The organism is uncultured Roseobacter sp. (assembly GCF_947495275.1).
Classification (GTDB): Bacteria; Pseudomonadota; Alphaproteobacteria; order Rhodobacterales; family Rhodobacteraceae; genus Roseobacter.
Map to the genome: position 1 here is coordinate 82364 of NZ_CANLYL010000008.1, position 15003 is coordinate 97366.

Genomic DNA, 15003 nt, shown 5'->3' on the forward strand with positions numbered 1-15003 from the left:
AAGCGTCGCATCACAGCACTTTCTGCATCAAGACCAGATCAAGCCACCGCCCCGCCTTGCGCCCAACCTCAGGCAAGCGTCCGACCTCCGAATACCCCAATCGGCGGTGAAATGTCTGGGCGGAGACGTTGGTGTGGCTGATACCGGCAATCATCACATGCGTGCCACTTGCCCGCGCAGCCGTTTCGGCAGCCTTCATCAAGGCGCGCCCCACACCCTGGCCTTGTGTTTGTGGTGTCACCAGAATGGTGTGCTCCGCAGTCGCTGCATATCCGGGTCCGGACCGAAACCCGCCGAAGGTTACAAACCCGGCAAATTGATCTGCCACTTCCGCGACCAGAAACGCGCCCCTCCTTTTCTCGATCAGGTCCAGAATGTCATCCGGCGTCTTTTCGAGCGTCGTAAAAGTGGACAGGCTGTCCCGAATCATAGTGTTCCAAAGGGCCGTTATGTTTTGGGCGTCACTGTCCAATGCAGCTCTGATCATCCGCCCAAAACCCGAGGTCCGTGGGGGGTGTCGAAATCGGCCAGAAGACCAACGGGGCCGACCTCATAGCTGATACGGTCGTCGGAAAGGAAAGGTTCAAAGCTTGCCTTGATTGCCTCCGCCTCGGGGTGTCGGATCGTCAGCCGCATCAAGCGCACCTCCGATGGCACTAGTAAAGTCGCGGGATGTGTTGGCGTTTCCCATTGGATGAGCGCCGGGGCACAATTGTCGTAAGGCAACAAACCCGATCCCGGAACGGCCATGCGCCAACGCAAATCCCCCCGACTGAGGGCCACCGGTGCGCCCAGACCCTTGGGAAGATCGGCAAGCGTGCGTTCCATGTCTTCCGACCGGCAGATCCAGTTCGTCAGACGCGCGGGACCTTCGAACCGATCAAGGTCAAACCACCGGGGTCGCTGCGGTTGGGGTGCCGACGGGTCAATGGCAATAGCTTCCAGATAGAGGCCCCCCTCCAGACCCAGAAGCGCATTATGCGTATGGAAAACCGCATGTCGCCCACCCGGTTGCATCTTCACCCCCAAAGACTGCTCTACGTGCTTGCAAGCCTCTGCCAAGGTCTCGCCCGCGACGGCCAGATGGTCGAGTTGCATCATTTACGGTCGTCCTCGCTGTTCAACCTGCGCGACCCGATAGAATACTTGTTCCAGACCAATTGATAGCCCGAAATCGCCCCCGCGGACCCGTTCACAAAACCACCAATAATTCCGTCAATCGCATTGGCGCACGACAGGTAGACAGGCAAACAGCAGATTTGGTTGTCAGCTCCGCGCATCTTGAATGAGCTTCAGGATGTCTTGCGCCGCATTCGGGATATTCGTGCCGGGGCCAAAAATGGCCTTCACACCTGCATCGTAGAGGAATTGATAGTCCTGCTGAGGGATCACACCGCCGCAGATGACCAGAATGTCCTCCGCGCCCGCGTCTTTCAATGCGGCCACCAACTGTGGCGCGAGAGTCTTGTGGCCAGCAGCTTGCGAACTGATCCCGATCACGTGCACATCGTTGTCCACCGCGTCCTGAGCTGCTTCCGCCGGGGTCTGAAAGAGCGGCCCGACGTCCACGTCAAAGCCAATATCAGCAAAAGCCGTCGCGATGACCTTGGCGCCGCGGTCATGCCCGTCCTGCCCCATTTTGACAACCAGCATGCGGGGTCTGCGCCCTTCGGCCTCGGCAAATTCCTCGACGGATTTCTGGATCGCGGCGAATCCTTCGTCGCCCTCATACGCCGCGCCGTAGACACCGGCCAGCGTTTTGACCTCCGCACGGTGGCGGCCAAAGGTTTTTTCCATTGCCATGCTGATCTCTCCCACTGTGGCGCGCGCGCGTGCAGCTTCGACTGCTGCCTCCAAAAGATTGCCGCCTTCGGACGCGCGACGTGTCAGTTCCGTCAAAGCCTGCGCGCAGGCCGCCTCGTCGCGACTGGCACGAATCTTTTCAAGCCGGGCAATTTGGCTGTCACGAACGGCCGCATTGTCGATATCGAGAATATCAATCAGGTCTTCGCGGTCCCGGCGGTACTTGTTGACGCCAACGATCACTTCCGACCCTCTGTCGATACCAGCCTGACGCCGGGCCGCCGCTTCCTCGATGCGTAGCTTGGGCATACCGGAGGCCACCGCTTTGGTCATACCGCCGATCTCTTCAACCTCTTCGATCAACTTCCAGGCGGCATCAGCCAGATCAGCGGTCAGCTTTTCGACGTAATAGGAACCCGCCAGAGGATCGACAACATTGGTCACACCGGTTTCTTCCTGCAAAATCAACTGGGTATTGCGCGCTATTCGGCTGGAATTTTCCGTGGGCAGCGCGATGGCTTCATCAAGCGCATTTGTGTGCAGGGATTGCGTCCCCCCCAGTACAGCGCTCATCGCCTCATACGCCGTGCGGATCACGTTGTTATAAGGATCCTGCTCTTGCAAACTGACACCCGATGTCTGGCAATGCGTGCGCAACATCGAAGATTTAGGGTTTTTAGGCTCAAACTCCGCCATGATGCGCGACCAAAGCAGACGTGCTGCGCGCAGCTTTGCCGCTTCCATGAAAAAATTCATCCCGATGGCAAAGAAAAACGACAATCGCCCGGCGAATTTATCCACATCCATGCCCCGCGCAATCGCTGTGCGCACATATTCCCGGCCGTCCGCCAGTGTGAATGCCAGTTCTTGCACGAGGTTCGCGCCAGCTTCCTGCATGTGATAGCCCGAAATCGAAATTGAATTGAATTTTGGCATGGTGTCAGAGGTATATTCGATGATGTCCGCCACGATGCGCATCGAAGGTTCCGGCGGATACACATAGGTGTTGCGCACCATGAATTCCTTGAGAATGTCGTTCTGAATGGTGCCTGACAAAACGGATTTGTCGTGTCCCTGCTCTTCACCTGCGACGATGAAACTGGCGAGGATCGGAATGACTGCGCCATTCATCGTCATGGAAACGGAAACCTTGTCGAGCGGGATGCCGTCGAAGAGGATTTTCATATCCTCTACGCTGTCGATGGCGACACCGGCTTTGCCCACGTCGCCCTCGACTCGCGGATGATCGCTGTCATAGCCGCGGTGCGTTGCCAAATCGAAGGCGACTGATACGCCCTGCTGACCCGCGGCCAACGCACGGCGGTAGAATGCGTTGCTTTCCTCGGCGGTGGAAAACCCTGCATATTGGCGAATGGTCCAGGGACGGCCGGCATACATGGTGGCCTTGACCCCGCGCGTATAAGGCGCCTCGCCCGGAATGCCGCCCAAATGGTCAAGTTCAGCGGTATCTTCCGCCGTATAGACCGGTTGAACAGCAATACCCTCCAAGGTCTGCCACGTCAGGTCATCCAGTGATCTGCCCCGCAGTTCCGCCTTAGCCAGGTCGCGCCATTTGTCTTTCTTCGAGCTCATGCCCATGTCCTTTTATCTGTGCACCGGATGGCAAGGTTTTCCCTGCTCTTTTCCGGTCGTGATCCTCTGTCAGCGTGGCCAGCCCGTCAGCACCGGAAATCAGCCACATCATATCGTCTGCAAAGACCTCGCGCAGCGCGCCATGATCTTCGGGTGTAAAGGGGTTCCACCGCCCCATGCCAAAGGGCAGAATGTTGCCGCCGTCGCCGCGTTCATCCAGAACGCGGCGCAGTTCGGCCAAAGTCGGACTGCGGTTCAACCAATGTCGATCCGTGTCAAAGGGTGCCAATACGCCTGTCCCTCTGCTCAATTGCACTTCAGGCCGACCGCAGAACTTTTCGAAGGGCATTACCCTGATATCGGCCTCGGGCACGGCACTGGCCAGGTCTGTCACCACATCCCGCCAGCCGCGCCGCGATTGCGCGATCTTCCGAAGTTTTTCACGGTCCGGGACGGGGTAACCCCGTGCAACGCCAAAAGACAGCGCAGAGCTCCAATAGAGTTCGAGACTGCGCACGGAAATCATGATTGTCGAAACCTGCCCCTCAAACGCGCGGGCGAAGCGCGTCATTCGCTCGCCGATACCGGGGTAAAGCGATCCGCTGCGCAGGTTTTCACGTACCGAGCCCATCATGTTTTCGTCGCTGACAACGAGAGTGCTCAACCCCCTTGCGCGTGCCCCGGCCAATTGCAGCTGAACCCGCCCTTCAGCCTGCCTGCGCAGGTCCCTGCCCGTGCAAACCTCGTCTTTCGGAACCAAACCCGAAAACAACCCGCGACGGGTGCGCCCCGGTCCCCAGAACCCGACACCCATCGCCGCAAGCGGCTCAGTATGACGGCGCATGTAATCTTGAAAACTCGTTGTTCCGGTGCGGTGAGCACCAATGTGCAGAATAACGTCCATGACGCAATTGACCCAATGTGCAGCGACCGCCCCGACCGGCCTGAAAGAGGGGATAGCCAGCGTCATAGCACCCAACCCCTTGATGCAATTTTAATGGTAAATATGCGCGCATTCCCCATCGCATATCCTGAACAGCGCCTTATATTGGACAGAGCAGGAGATGTGATGAAAAAGATATTACCCCTTGTTCTGGCGTGCTTTTTCGCGAACGCGACGATGGCCCAAACGGCCGAACCTGATCTGGCAGAAACGCTGTTTGTGACGATGGAAGACGTCGATTTAAAGCAATTTAAGTGGAAAAAACGCCCCGTTGTTGTCTTTGCCGACAGCGAGGACAACCCAGCATACATCGAACAAACCAGATTGCTGCGCGAGCGCGCAGAAGAACTGGACGCGCGCGACGTTGTTGTGATCACTGATACCAGCCCCGATGTGATGTCGGATTTACGGCGCAAGTTGCGGCCGCGCGGGTTTATGCTGGTCATTATCGGCAAAGACGGCGGTGTGAAGTTGCGCAAACCCTTTCCGTGGGATGTGCGCGAAATCTCCCGCAGCATCGACAAGATGCCGATGCGGCAGCGTGAAATCCGCGAGCAGAAAGAGCGCGCAATCGGGCGATAGCGCCCAAGCGATATGTCTGCGGGGCGACGCATTTAGGCTTATTCAAACTCCAGAATAACGTCATCCACGGCGAGGCTGTCACCCGCCGAAGCGTTGATTTTCGAGACAACACCTTTGCGTTCTGCGCGCAGAATATTCTCCATCTTCATGGCTTCGATCGTGCAGAGCGCCTGACCGTCCTGCACTTCATCCCCAACGGCCACATCCAATTTCACGATCAAGCCCGGCATTGGGCACAACAGCATCTTGGACGTGTCGGGGGGCAGTTTTTCGGGCATCTTGCGCGCCAGTTCAGCCTGTCGCGGCGTGCGCACATGCACTTTCATATCAGCCCCGCGTGTCCTGATCCGAAAACCACCGCTGATCTTGCCGACTTTCAATACCAGCGGCGCGTCTGCCACGGTCATTTCCGCCAGTTGGTCGCCAGGGGTCCAGGCACCGCTGACACGCAATACGGTCCCGTCTGCAAATGTCACGGTTGAGCCTTCCTGGTCAGCCGCAATGGTCATGTCATATGATTGCTGCTGGAGTGCGACGTTCCACTCTGTACCCACTTTGCGTTCGTGATTGTCCATCCGCCCCGAAACCCGCGCGCGGCGTATCTCGGCAACCCGGTGCATGGCCGCACAGGCCGCTGCAATCCGACGCAATTCCACATCATCCAAACTCACACCGTTGAACCCATCAGGGTATTCTTCGGTGATGAAAGCCGTTGTTATATCGCCTGAGACGAATTTCGGGTGATCCATGACCGCAGAGAGGAAGGGCAGATTGTGGCCGATCCCTTCCACTTCAAAACTGTCCAGCGCCACCCGCATGCGTTCAATCGCTTCACCGCGCGTCGGCGCCCAGGTACAAAGCTTGGCGATCATCGGATCGTAATACATGCTGATCTCGCCGCCCTCATAAACACCGGTGTCATTGCGCACCACATGCGTCGTTTCGGTGACTTCCGCAGGCGGGCGGTAGCGTGTCAGACGTCCGATGGAGGGCAGAAACCCGCGGTAAGGGTCTTCCGCATAAAGCCGGTTTTCAATCGCCCAGCCGTTCAGTTTCACATCCGCCTGTGTGATCGACAGCTCTTCTCCATTTGCCACGCGGATCATCTGTTCCACCAGATCAACGCCCGTGATCAGCTCGGTGACCGGATGCTCCACCTGAAGGCGTGTGTTCATCTCCAGGAAATAGAAATTCTTGTCGCCATCCACGATAAACTCCACCGTCCCAGCAGAGGTGTAGCCCACGGCCTGCGCAAGGGCGACGGCCTGCTCTCCCATCGCCTTGCGGGTCGCCTCGTCAAGAAACGGGCTCGGCGCTTCTTCGACAACCTTTTGATTGCGCCGCTGGATCGAACACTCCCGTTCACCCAGATAGATGCCATTGCCATGCGCATCACAGAGCACCTGAATTTCGATGTGCCGGGGCTGGGTGACAAATTTCTCGATGAAAATCCGGTCATCGCCGAAAGAACTCGCCGCCTCATTCTTGGAGGACTGGAAGCCCTCGCGCGCCTCTGCGTCATTCCAGGCAATCCGCATGCCCTTGCCGCCACCGCCTGCGGAGGCTTTAAGCATCACCGGATAGCCGATCTCATTGGAAATCTTTACCGCCTCATCTGCGTCCTCGATCAGCCCCATGTAGCCGGGGACGGTGCTAACGCCGGCCTCTTGGGCGATTTTCTTGGAGGTGATCTTGTCCCCCATCTTTTCAATCGCGCCTTTGGGGGGGCCGACGAAGGCGACGCCAGCTTCTGCAAGAGCCTCTGCAAATTTCGCGTTCTCTGACAGAAAACCATACCCGGGATGGACGGCCTCAGCCCCTGAGGATTTGATCGCCGCCATCACATTGTCGATCACAATGTAGGATTGGTTCGCAGGAGGCGGCCCAATATGCACTGCCTCATCCGCCATCTGCACATGCAGCGCCTGTTTATCTGCATCCGAATAAATCGCCACCGTTTGAATGCCCATCTTGCGGGCAGTCTTGATGACGCGGCAGGCAATTTCGCCCCGATTGGCGATCAGGATCTTATTGAACATGATGGGACCTTCTGGAAATGCATTGAGAACTTTGAGCAGCGCAAAACAACCGCCGCGCATGACAAGCAGACGCGGCGGAGATTTTGCGCAATTTAGTCGGCGAAGTGAGTTTAGTTACATTTGCCGGGGTAAAGCTGACAGTAGGCAACATTGCCCGCAGCACCGAGCGCTGCCCCCTGCAGCGCGCTGCTGCCGGTGACAATTGCAGTGCCGGCGCCAATGGCCGCCCCACCAACAGCTTGTTCGCCAAGTGTATCACCACAGGCTGCGAGGCTCGCACAGGCGGTTGCAGCGAATAAGAGACCTTTGATCGACATCTACGATTTCCTCTGCTTCTGAGCACATCTGCGAAGGGAACGCGCCGCTGAAACCCTGGTTCCGTCACCATGTCGTGACCCAAGAAAAAGGCGGGCAGTGATGACGCCAACGCGTCGCACTGCCCGCCAGGGGAAGGGGTACGAATAGTGTACACAGACACGGTGCGGGGATATTCGCGTGTGACTGCAGAATTAACAATACCCGCATGGGTTGAATAATCCAGCCCTTTTCCTGCAAGCGCCCCTTTATGGGCCATCGACCGCCGGTAGCGGCCTATTTCGGGCGAAAACATGCCGATCACCCCTCAAAAGCCTCTGGAAAGGACTGTCGGGCAACCCTTTCGTCAATCACCAGGAGCGCCGCGTAATCCGCGGGATCAAAAGGGTCTTCCGCCGGAATCACTTCGCGACCAAAGAGCCAGGACAGCCGTCCGGCATCCAGATTGCCCCGCTCAAAGGGCTCTGATCCGAAGTGCTCCCAAAGCGCCTGAAAGAACGCCGCATCTGCCCGACGATCCGCCGGTTTGCGGTCTTTGAACCGGGCACGTTCGGTCAGCGGGGTAACACCGCGTGGGTTGAACCTGCGAAGTGTGAACTGAAAATCTGTTCCCGCCAATCGGCCGGGAAATCCGCGGTGCTTTAGCATCCTACCCCCCGTTGCAAGGGGGTTTGTAAGGTCAGGATGGGCCCAAAGACCCATCCCGCCTCAGCATTACTTGTATTTGCCGGTGTAAGTCGGCTCTGTCGAGATCGGCTCCGGATCGACCACGACGAATTCTTCCTCATCATGCGAGCAAGCAGCCACGAGGGCAAAAAGGCCCAAAGTCGCCAACAGTTTGATGCTCTTGGACATCTGTATCTCCTGTCACTTTCAGTGCTGGTCCGCCGTGATAAAATCCGACTTTGGACCGGTTCTTTTCTGAGGTTGCCCCACGGCACCTCCAACATCATCATAGGCAGGTTGCGCGCCAATGGAAATGTTAACGTCTGCGGCGCGATGCATTGTGGGTGCCGGGTCGCGAACTTTCGCCGACCTTCACGTCGCCCTGCAGCATATTGAGACTGCGTCATAATCCCTCCCAAACACAACTTCCGGAAGAAACCCGAAACACATCGATGAACTGCGTCGCCTTCGGATCAGACTGTCCAAATTCAACGGGGCGGTCCAATAAAGTGACGGCAACAATTTGCGGCCTCAGATCAAATTCGGTGAGGTATGGCAGAGCAACCTCGACGCACAAATGCTCAAGATCCGACTCGGCCTGCGCAAAACTGATGCTGCCGGTGTCGCGGGCGATTTCCGGAGCCAGAAACCGAAATCGCAGCCAGGTTTCTGTTCCAACCTCGTCAATCAGCACTTCGTAGAGTTCTACCGGCTGACCCGAAGGCACATCGGTCACCGGCAGGACAGCAGCGTGGGCAACAAAGGCAAGCGTGGCCGCAAAGCTCATGGGGCATTTTCCTCCCGAGTCTCGAACTCAGCGGGTGAAATCACCTCAAGCAGCTCAAGATCATCTGAGTGACGCAACTCCCGATGCTTGATCCCGGGCGGCTGCAAGACACAAGACCCTGCCTTGAGGGTATGTTCGCCGCTCCCCTCATATTCGAACACAACCCAGCCTCGGGTAACGTAGACCATCTGAAAATCAAGAGCATGGCTGTGCCACTGGGCAGGGCTTTCCATGCCCGGCACGGCACGGATCACATGCGCACCAAATGCGCCTTTTGTGGCAGCAGATATCCCCAGATCGCGATACTCGAAAAACGAGCGCAATCCTTTGCCTTCAAAGCTGTCACGATCTGCATGTGCGATCGTGAACGCCTGATTTTCCCAGAGGCGTGTCATTCGACCTCCCGCCTGCGGGCAAGGCAATCAATCTCAACCAAGGCACCCACCGCCAACGCCGTCACCCCGATGGTCGTACGCGCGGGCAACCGGTCGGCCGGGAAGTAGCTCTTGTAGATGACATTGAAGGCGTCGTAATCTCGTTCGAAGGCGGTGAGATAGCATCGGCATTGCATCACATCGCTGAGGTCCAGATCGAGCCCGGCCAAAACGATCTTCAGGTTTTCCATGACTTGTCGTGTCTGCCCTTCAATGCCGTTGGCCAATGGTGCATCCGGCGCGCCCGGCACCGTCGGCATCTGCCCTGTCAACATGACCCATCCACCTACCTCAACGGCATGGGAGAAAGGGGCGACATGGGACGGCGCGTCCTTAAAGTTGTGAAAAAGTGGCATTCAACGCACCCGCTGACAGTTCATGGTCATGTGATGTGCCCACGTCATGTCGCGCTACCATCCTGCATGGGCACGCATGCGCCGGAGGAGACAATAAATCCAAGCCGGTTTGACCGATGCGTCGCAAAACCAAACCATTTGCTTCCCACCTGTTTCGACACGCGGGCCGTAACAAACAGCGGGCCCGTTCCTTTTTCCGGCACCTTGGACCGTAGCCTTTTCGGGAGTGCGGCTGCGGTGACCAAAGGATCTTCCAGAACCGCCTGACAAGCCTTCTGATACGAGAACTCCGCCAACTCGGGTTCAAACGATTCAACGGGTTCGAAGACAATGTTCAGGTGCGCCTTGCCTTCGATCTCAACAACGCTCGCCTCAGTTGGCTCCCATCCGGCCAAAGCACCGGGATAGGTCGGGTGGTAAATCACAGTTTCCGCATTGGAGATGCAGGTGCCCTCCCGAACCGGAACGGGAATCAGGCTCGGGAACAGAGCTTCGGCATCGGGGTCATCGCGCTCCTCCAAATACACATTGAGGTCCGTTCTATAGATTTCATGCCGCGAGATCGTGGTTGGCTTACCCGGCAGCGCCGTCACCAACGCACCACAAAAACTGCGCAACAAGGCCGTGGCAGTGGCCCCTTCAAAGCTGACCCGCTTGGGGTATAAAACAGCTCTGACACGCCACGCCCCGTCAGTCTCGTGCCAGTCGAGATCATGCACGGCCCATTTCCCACCGATTGCGTTGATGAGCGGTGGTTGAGCCTCGGCCTTTTTTTGCAGCCACAGAACTGGACCCCCAATAGCGCAACAAACCGCCAAAATCGCTATGATATCCCGAGGTTTCACAGCGGAATGTTGTCGTGCTTTTTCCAGGGCATCTGCGCCTGTTTGTTGCGCAATGACGCAAAGGCCCGGGCAACGCGCTTACGGGTGTTGCGCGGCATGATCACCTCATCCACAAATCCGCGCTCGGCGGCGACGAAGGGGTTTGCAAACCGGGATTCGTAATCGGCCGTATGTTGGGCGATCTTCTCTGCGTCCCCGAGATCGGCGCGGTGAATGATCTCTGTCGCGCCTTTTGCGCCCATAACGGCGATTTCCGCTGTGGGCCAGGCATAGTTGAAATCTGATCGCAGATGTTTGGAAGCCATCACGTCATAAGCGCCGCCATAAGCCTTGCGCGTAATCACCGTGACCATCGGTACAGTGGCCTGCCCATAGGCAAAAAGCAGCTTTGCCCCATGTTTGATCACGCCGCCATATTCCTGGCTTGTTCCCGGCAAGAATCCGGGCACATCCACCAGTGTCAGCAGCGGGATTTCGAACGCATCACAAAATCTGACGAAACGCGCGGCCTTACGCGAGCTGTCTATATCCAGACACCCGGCCAGAACCATCGGCTGGTTTGCCACCACCCCGACAGTGCGACCTTCAAGCCGGATAAAGCCGGTGATGATGTTCTTGGCAAAATCCTCCTGAATCTCGTAGAAATCGGCTTCATCGCCGAGTTTCAGGATCAGTTCCTTCATATCATAAGGCGTGTTCGGATTCTCTGGCACAAGTGTATCGAGAGAGGCCTCTGCACGGTCAGGGTCGTCAAAGAACGGCCTGACAGGTGGCTTTTCGCGATTGCTGGAGGGCAGAAAGTCGACAAGACGGCGCACTTCCGCCAGTGCCTCCACATCGTTTTCGAAAGCCGCGTCCGCGACCGAGGATTTCTTTGTATGGGTGCCTGCGCCGCCCAGTTCTTCGGCAGTGACCTGTTCGTTCGTGACGGTTTTGACCACATCCGGACCGGTCACAAACATGTAGGAACTGTCCTTGACCATGAAAATGAAATCCGTCATCGCCGGGGAGTAAACCGCCCCGCCCGCACAGGGCCCCATGATCACGCTGATCTGCGGAATGACCCCGGAGGCCATGATATTGCGCTGGAACACCTCGGCGTAGCCCGCCAGGCTTGCGACGCCCTCCTGAATCCGAGCGCCACCTGAATCATTGATCCCGATAACAGGCGCACCGTTTTGCACCGCCATATCCATGATCTTGCAGATTTTTTGAGCATGTGTTTCGGAAAGCGATCCCCCGAAAACCGTGAAATCCTGACTGAAGACATAAACAAGGCGCCCGTTGATGGTGCCCCAGCCCGTCACCACACCGTCGCCCGCAGGCTTCTGGCTCTCCATCCCGAAATCCGTGCAGCGATGGGTGACAAACATGTCAAACTCTTCGAAGCTGCCCTCATCAAGCAAGAGATCCACCCGTTCACGCGCTGTCAGCTTCCCACGACCGTGTTGCGCGTCGATTCGTCGTTGACCGCCGCCCATACGGGCAGTTTCGCGACGCTCTTCTAGTTGATGGAGAATGTCTTTCATGGAACCCTCGCTGCTTGATCTGAGAGACCATACCCAACCCGGGTTGAGGATCGAAGCGGAAATTGGAATATTTGCAAATCTTATGCAATCTTTGATTTGCTAATCGCAAATTTGCAAATTTTGACACATGCAAATTTAGCATACCCGCTATGCGTGGACAACAAATCGCGCCTGTCTTACCTATTCTGAATGAACGATACCCCAGTCATCCGATTTCTTGATCGGACAACACCACCTCACATTGCAACACTCATCTTATTGGCTGGCATGTCTGCAATGGTGATGAACATGTTCCTGCCAAGCCTTCCAAACATGACTGCGCATTACCAGACAGACTATCGCTTGATGCAGCTATCAGTCGGCCTTTACCTCGGAATCAGCGCCGTCCTGCAAGTGTTTATCGGCCCTATATCCGACAAATTCGGCCGCAGACCGGTGATCCTATGGGGTATCGGAATTTACCTTGTCGCCACGATTGGCTGCATATTGGCACCCACCGCTGAAGTTTTTCTGGTTTTCCGCATGTGCCAGGCCGTTGTCGCCGTGGCTATGGTTCTGAGCCGCGCTGCCGTGCGTGACATGTTCGATCAGGACCAGGCTGCGTCGATGATCGGATATGTAACCATGGGCATGGCGATCGTTCCCATGATCAGCCCGATGTTCGGCGGAATTCTGGATGAGCTATACGGTTGGAAATCGAACTTCTGGGCGCTTTTGATGCTTGGCGCACTTGTTTGGTGGCTGACCTGGGCCGACATGGGCGAAACAGCCGTAAAAAGCGACAAGAGCCTCACACAACAGTTCGGCGAATATCCCGAATTGCTGGTATCACCACGGTTCTGGGGATACTCTCTTGCCGCCAGCTTCTGCTCGGGTTCCTTTTTTGCCTATTTGGGCGGCGGACCTTTTGTAGGGTCGGTTGTCTTTGGCATGTCACCTTTCTGGGTCGGTATTTTCTTCGGCGCGCCTGCTGTCGGTTATTTTTTTGGAAACATGTTCACCGGGATGCTGGCCCGGCGTATCGGGATCAACAAGCTCGTGCTGACCGGTTGCCTGATCAACTTCGCAGGTGTCTCGATATCTTTGACCGTATTCCTAATTGGACAAGGTAGCCCCTTGAGCTTCTTCGGGCTGATGACACTCGTCGGCCTTGGCAATGGATTGGTTATTCCAAACGCAACGGCAGGGATGCTGTCTGTGCGCCCCCATCTGGCGGGAACCGCATCAGGTCTAGGCGGCGCGATCATGATCGGCGGCGGCGCCGCCTTAAGCGTTCTGGCTGGCGCGTTATTGGGCCCCGAAACCGGCGCATTCCCCCTGCTTTACATCATGGTTGCGACATCCTTGGCGGCGGTTATCTCGATTCTGATGGTTTATCGCCGCGAACGGCGGCTTGCCTTGCACTTGTGACAGCTTCCAGGACGCGTTTAACCCAGGCGAAGGCCCAAAATTGAACGGCCACAGGGCGATCATTGCTCTGACACGCGCGCGCGGCGGATTTGTGTATTTCGCGATCTTCTTTACGAGCGGAACATAGTAAACCGATTGTTAACCACGGCGCGGCACCTTGCTCCATGGAATTTGCAAATATAGATTTGCCGAATCTGCAAAGTTGCAAAATGCACGTAAGGAGGGCATGCGGCATGGCCACCCAGAAGCTCTATGCTGGCGCTAAGTTACGCGAACTGCGTACCCGGCTTGGTCATACTCAAAAAGACTTCGCGGCCAAGTTGGGTGTTTCCCTGCCCTATCTCAATCAAATGGAGAATAACAACCGACCGGTCTCCACCACCGTGGTGCTCGCATTGGCTCAGGAGTTCGGTCTGGATGTGACTGAGCTAAGTGCTGGTGACAGCGAAAGGCTGGTCAGTGACATGCGCGAGGCAATTGCCGATCCGCTTTTTGCAGATGCGCTGCCACCGCTTGCGGATTTGCGACTGGCCGCGTCCAATGCCCCGGCCTTCGCGCATGCCTTTCTGGAATTGCACCGCAGCTACCGGCAAATGCAGGAACGTCTGGCGTCCCTTGATGAGGCACTGGGCCGGGAAGATGCGCGTGCCACCCCGAGCCCCTGGGAAGAGGTACGCGATTTTTTCCACTACTGTGACAACTACATCGACGCAGTAGACCGCGCAGCGGAGCATTTTGCAAATAAAGAGGGCGGGCACCGCAACATCCGGGTGGCAGCGGTTTCAGCGCTGGGAAACAGTGGCGTGGAAGTCGTTTTTTCCGATACTGACAATTTGCGGCATTACGATCCGGCAACCAAACAGCTTTCTCTCGCGCGTCGCGCGCCCCCTGAGAGCCAGACGTTTCAGTTGTTGTTGCAAGTTGCATTGGTCAAACAGGATGCATTGCTGGAGGCGACGCTTGATCTGGCACGTTTTCATTCCGCCGAAGCGCGCGCAATCGCAAAAATTGGGCTGGCCAATTATTTTGCCGGCGCAGCCTTGATGCCCTACACGGTCTTTCATCAAAAAGCACACGCATGCCGTCACGATGTCGAAGCCTTGGCTGGCGATTTCGGCGCGTCCATCGAACAAGTGGCGCACAGGTTGTCCACGCTGCAACGCCCCGGCGCTAAGGGCATTCCATTCTTTTTCGTCCGTGTGGATCAGGCCGGAACCATTACAAAGCGTCATTCGGCAACCAGATTGCAGTTTGCCCGTTTTGGTGGCGCTTGTCCGTTGTGGAACGTGCATCGCGCCTTCGAACAGCCCGGCAGTTTCCTAAGGCAACTGGCTGAGACACCGGACGGTGTGCGCTACATCAACCTCGCCCGTGATGTCTCAAAGCCTGCGGGACGTTTCGGCGCACCGGTTCGCCGCTACGCCATCGCCCTTGGATGTGAGGTGCGCCACGCGCGCGATCTTGTTTATGCCGATGGCATGGATTTGAACCGCGACGGCGCATTTGAACCCATCGGAATTTCCTGTCGCATCTGTGAAAGAGCGCATTGCCATCAACGCGCCGTTCCACCTCTTGAGCGCAAACTGCGCGTGGATCCCAACCTCAGAAGCATCTTGCCTTACCAAGTTGGCTAATGAGGTTCGCAAACGAACGCTGAATATCGCTTACTCACCAACCGGAAACGCGAGACCGCCCCGTGAT

Annotated in this window: 16 protein-coding genes; 3 read left to right on the plus strand and 13 right to left on the minus strand. The window is 56.8% G+C overall.

Translation table 11 applies throughout. From position 1 onward, the window contains the following. Positions 1–10 precede the first annotated feature (10 nt). The 4 genes from Q0802_RS15320 to Q0802_RS15335 form a co-directional block, all read right to left on the minus strand. Entirely contained in the window at positions 11–487 is a 477-nt protein-coding gene (locus tag Q0802_RS15320) for a GNAT family N-acetyltransferase (RefSeq protein WP_298919811.1), read from the minus strand. Beyond that, the gene (locus tag Q0802_RS15325) at positions 484–1101 is read right to left on the minus strand and encodes a VOC family protein (RefSeq protein WP_298919813.1); all 618 of its coding nucleotides are present in this window, start codon (positions 1099–1101) and stop codon (positions 484–486) included. Before Q0802_RS15325 ends, Q0802_RS15320 begins: the two co-directional genes overlap by 4 nt. A gap of 165 nt (positions 1102–1266) precedes the next feature. Continuing rightward, complete coding sequence (scpA, locus tag Q0802_RS15330; RefSeq protein ID WP_298919815.1) at positions 1267–3396, minus strand: methylmalonyl-CoA mutase; 2130 nt, start codon at positions 3394–3396, stop codon at positions 1267–1269. Further along, the gene (locus Q0802_RS15335) at positions 3359–4366 is read right to left on the minus strand and encodes a hypothetical protein (protein WP_298919817.1); all 1008 of its coding nucleotides are present in this window, start codon (positions 4364–4366) and stop codon (positions 3359–3361) included. The genes scpA and Q0802_RS15335 overlap by 38 nt, the downstream gene beginning before the upstream one ends. 99 nt (positions 4367–4465) lie before the next feature. Between Q0802_RS15335 and Q0802_RS15340 the strand changes: the two genes are divergently transcribed. Continuing rightward, positions 4466–4921 carry a DUF4174 domain-containing protein gene (locus tag Q0802_RS15340; RefSeq protein WP_298919819.1) on the plus strand — a complete coding sequence of 152 codons (456 nt, stop codon included), beginning with the start codon at positions 4466–4468 and terminating at the stop codon, positions 4919–4921. A 38-nt stretch (positions 4922–4959) separates the two neighbouring features. Here Q0802_RS15340 and Q0802_RS15345 read toward each other — a convergent pair whose 3' ends face one another. From Q0802_RS15345 to Q0802_RS15385, 9 genes are all read right to left on the minus strand, one after another. Continuing rightward, entirely contained in the window at positions 4960–6960 is a 2001-nt protein-coding gene (locus tag Q0802_RS15345) for an acetyl/propionyl/methylcrotonyl-CoA carboxylase subunit alpha (protein WP_298919821.1), read from the minus strand. A gap of 110 nt (positions 6961–7070) precedes the next feature. After that, positions 7071–7277, minus strand: coding sequence for a hypothetical protein (locus Q0802_RS15350; RefSeq protein WP_298919823.1), 207 nt, complete (start codon positions 7275–7277; stop codon positions 7071–7073). 298 nt (positions 7278–7575) lie between these two features. Then, complete coding sequence (locus Q0802_RS15355; RefSeq protein WP_298919824.1) at positions 7576–7923, minus strand: hypothetical protein; 348 nt, start codon at positions 7921–7923, stop codon at positions 7576–7578. 66 nt (positions 7924–7989) lie between these two features. Beyond that, positions 7990–8130: a hypothetical protein gene (locus Q0802_RS15360; protein WP_298919826.1), complete on the minus strand. Its 141-nt coding sequence runs from the start codon at positions 8128–8130 to the stop codon at positions 7990–7992. A gap of 214 nt (positions 8131–8344) precedes the next feature. After that, complete coding sequence (locus tag Q0802_RS15365) at positions 8345–8728, minus strand: DUF6497 family protein (RefSeq protein WP_298919828.1); 384 nt, start codon at positions 8726–8728, stop codon at positions 8345–8347. Beyond that, positions 8725–9123: a cupin domain-containing protein gene (locus Q0802_RS15370; protein ID WP_298919830.1), complete on the minus strand. Its 399-nt coding sequence runs from the start codon at positions 9121–9123 to the stop codon at positions 8725–8727. The genes Q0802_RS15365 and Q0802_RS15370 overlap by 4 nt, the downstream gene beginning before the upstream one ends. Further along, positions 9120–9518 carry a RidA family protein gene (locus Q0802_RS15375; RefSeq protein WP_298919832.1) on the minus strand — a complete coding sequence of 133 codons (399 nt, stop codon included), beginning with the start codon at positions 9516–9518 and terminating at the stop codon, positions 9120–9122. Before Q0802_RS15375 ends, Q0802_RS15370 begins: the two co-directional genes overlap by 4 nt. Positions 9519–9562: 44 nt before the next feature. After that, on the minus strand, positions 9563–10237 hold the full coding sequence (locus Q0802_RS15380) for a hypothetical protein (protein WP_298919834.1): 675 nt from the start codon (positions 10235–10237) through the stop codon (positions 9563–9565). A gap of 122 nt (positions 10238–10359) precedes the next feature. Continuing rightward, on the minus strand, positions 10360–11892 hold the full coding sequence (locus Q0802_RS15385) for an acyl-CoA carboxylase subunit beta (protein ID WP_298919836.1): 1533 nt from the start codon (positions 11890–11892) through the stop codon (positions 10360–10362). 189 nt (positions 11893–12081) lie between these two features. Here Q0802_RS15385 and Q0802_RS15390 point away from each other — a divergent pair, with 189 nt between their 5' ends. Next, positions 12082–13302 (plus strand): multidrug effflux MFS transporter, encoded by a 1221-nt coding sequence (locus Q0802_RS15390; RefSeq protein WP_298919838.1) that lies wholly within the window; start codon positions 12082–12084, stop codon positions 13300–13302. 233 nt (positions 13303–13535) lie between these two features. Next, positions 13536–14936, plus strand: a complete 1401-nt coding sequence (locus Q0802_RS15395; RefSeq protein ID WP_298919840.1) for a helix-turn-helix transcriptional regulator — start codon at positions 13536–13538, stop codon at positions 14934–14936. Positions 14937–15003: the final 67 nt, after the last annotated feature.

Coding starts and splice junctions, on each gene's coding strand:
- Q0802_RS15320 (WP_298919811.1), bottom strand. CDS start 487: ATGATCAGAGCTGCATTGGACAGTGACGCCCAAAACATAACGGCCCTT.
- Q0802_RS15325 (WP_298919813.1), bottom strand. CDS start 1,101: ATGATGCAACTCGACCATCTGGCCGTCGCGGGCGAGACCTTGGCAGAG.
- scpA (WP_298919815.1), bottom strand. CDS start 3,396: ATGAGCTCGAAGAAAGACAAATGGCGCGACCTGGCTAAGGCGGAACTG.
- Q0802_RS15335 (WP_298919817.1), bottom strand. CDS start 4,366: ATGACGCTGGCTATCCCCTCTTTCAGGCCGGTCGGGGCGGTCGCTGCA.
- Q0802_RS15340 (WP_298919819.1), top strand. CDS start 4,466: ATGAAAAAGATATTACCCCTTGTTCTGGCGTGCTTTTTCGCGAACGCG.
- Q0802_RS15345 (WP_298919821.1), bottom strand. CDS start 6,960: ATGTTCAATAAGATCCTGATCGCCAATCGGGGCGAAATTGCCTGCCGC.
- Q0802_RS15350 (WP_298919823.1), bottom strand. CDS start 7,277: ATGTCGATCAAAGGTCTCTTATTCGCTGCAACCGCCTGTGCGAGCCTC.
- Q0802_RS15355 (WP_298919824.1), bottom strand. CDS start 7,923: ATGCTAAAGCACCGCGGATTTCCCGGCCGATTGGCGGGAACAGATTTT.
- Q0802_RS15360 (WP_298919826.1), bottom strand. CDS start 8,130: ATGTCCAAGAGCATCAAACTGTTGGCGACTTTGGGCCTTTTTGCCCTC.
- Q0802_RS15365 (WP_298919828.1), bottom strand. CDS start 8,728: ATGAGCTTTGCGGCCACGCTTGCCTTTGTTGCCCACGCTGCTGTCCTG.
- Q0802_RS15370 (WP_298919830.1), bottom strand. CDS start 9,123: ATGACACGCCTCTGGGAAAATCAGGCGTTCACGATCGCACATGCAGAT.
- Q0802_RS15375 (WP_298919832.1), bottom strand. CDS start 9,518: ATGCCACTTTTTCACAACTTTAAGGACGCGCCGTCCCATGTCGCCCCT.
- Q0802_RS15385 (WP_298919836.1), bottom strand. CDS start 11,892: ATGAAAGACATTCTCCATCAACTAGAAGAGCGTCGCGAAACTGCCCGT.
- Q0802_RS15390 (WP_298919838.1), top strand. CDS start 12,082: ATGAACGATACCCCAGTCATCCGATTTCTTGATCGGACAACACCACCT.
- Q0802_RS15395 (WP_298919840.1), top strand. CDS start 13,536: ATGGCCACCCAGAAGCTCTATGCTGGCGCTAAGTTACGCGAACTGCGT.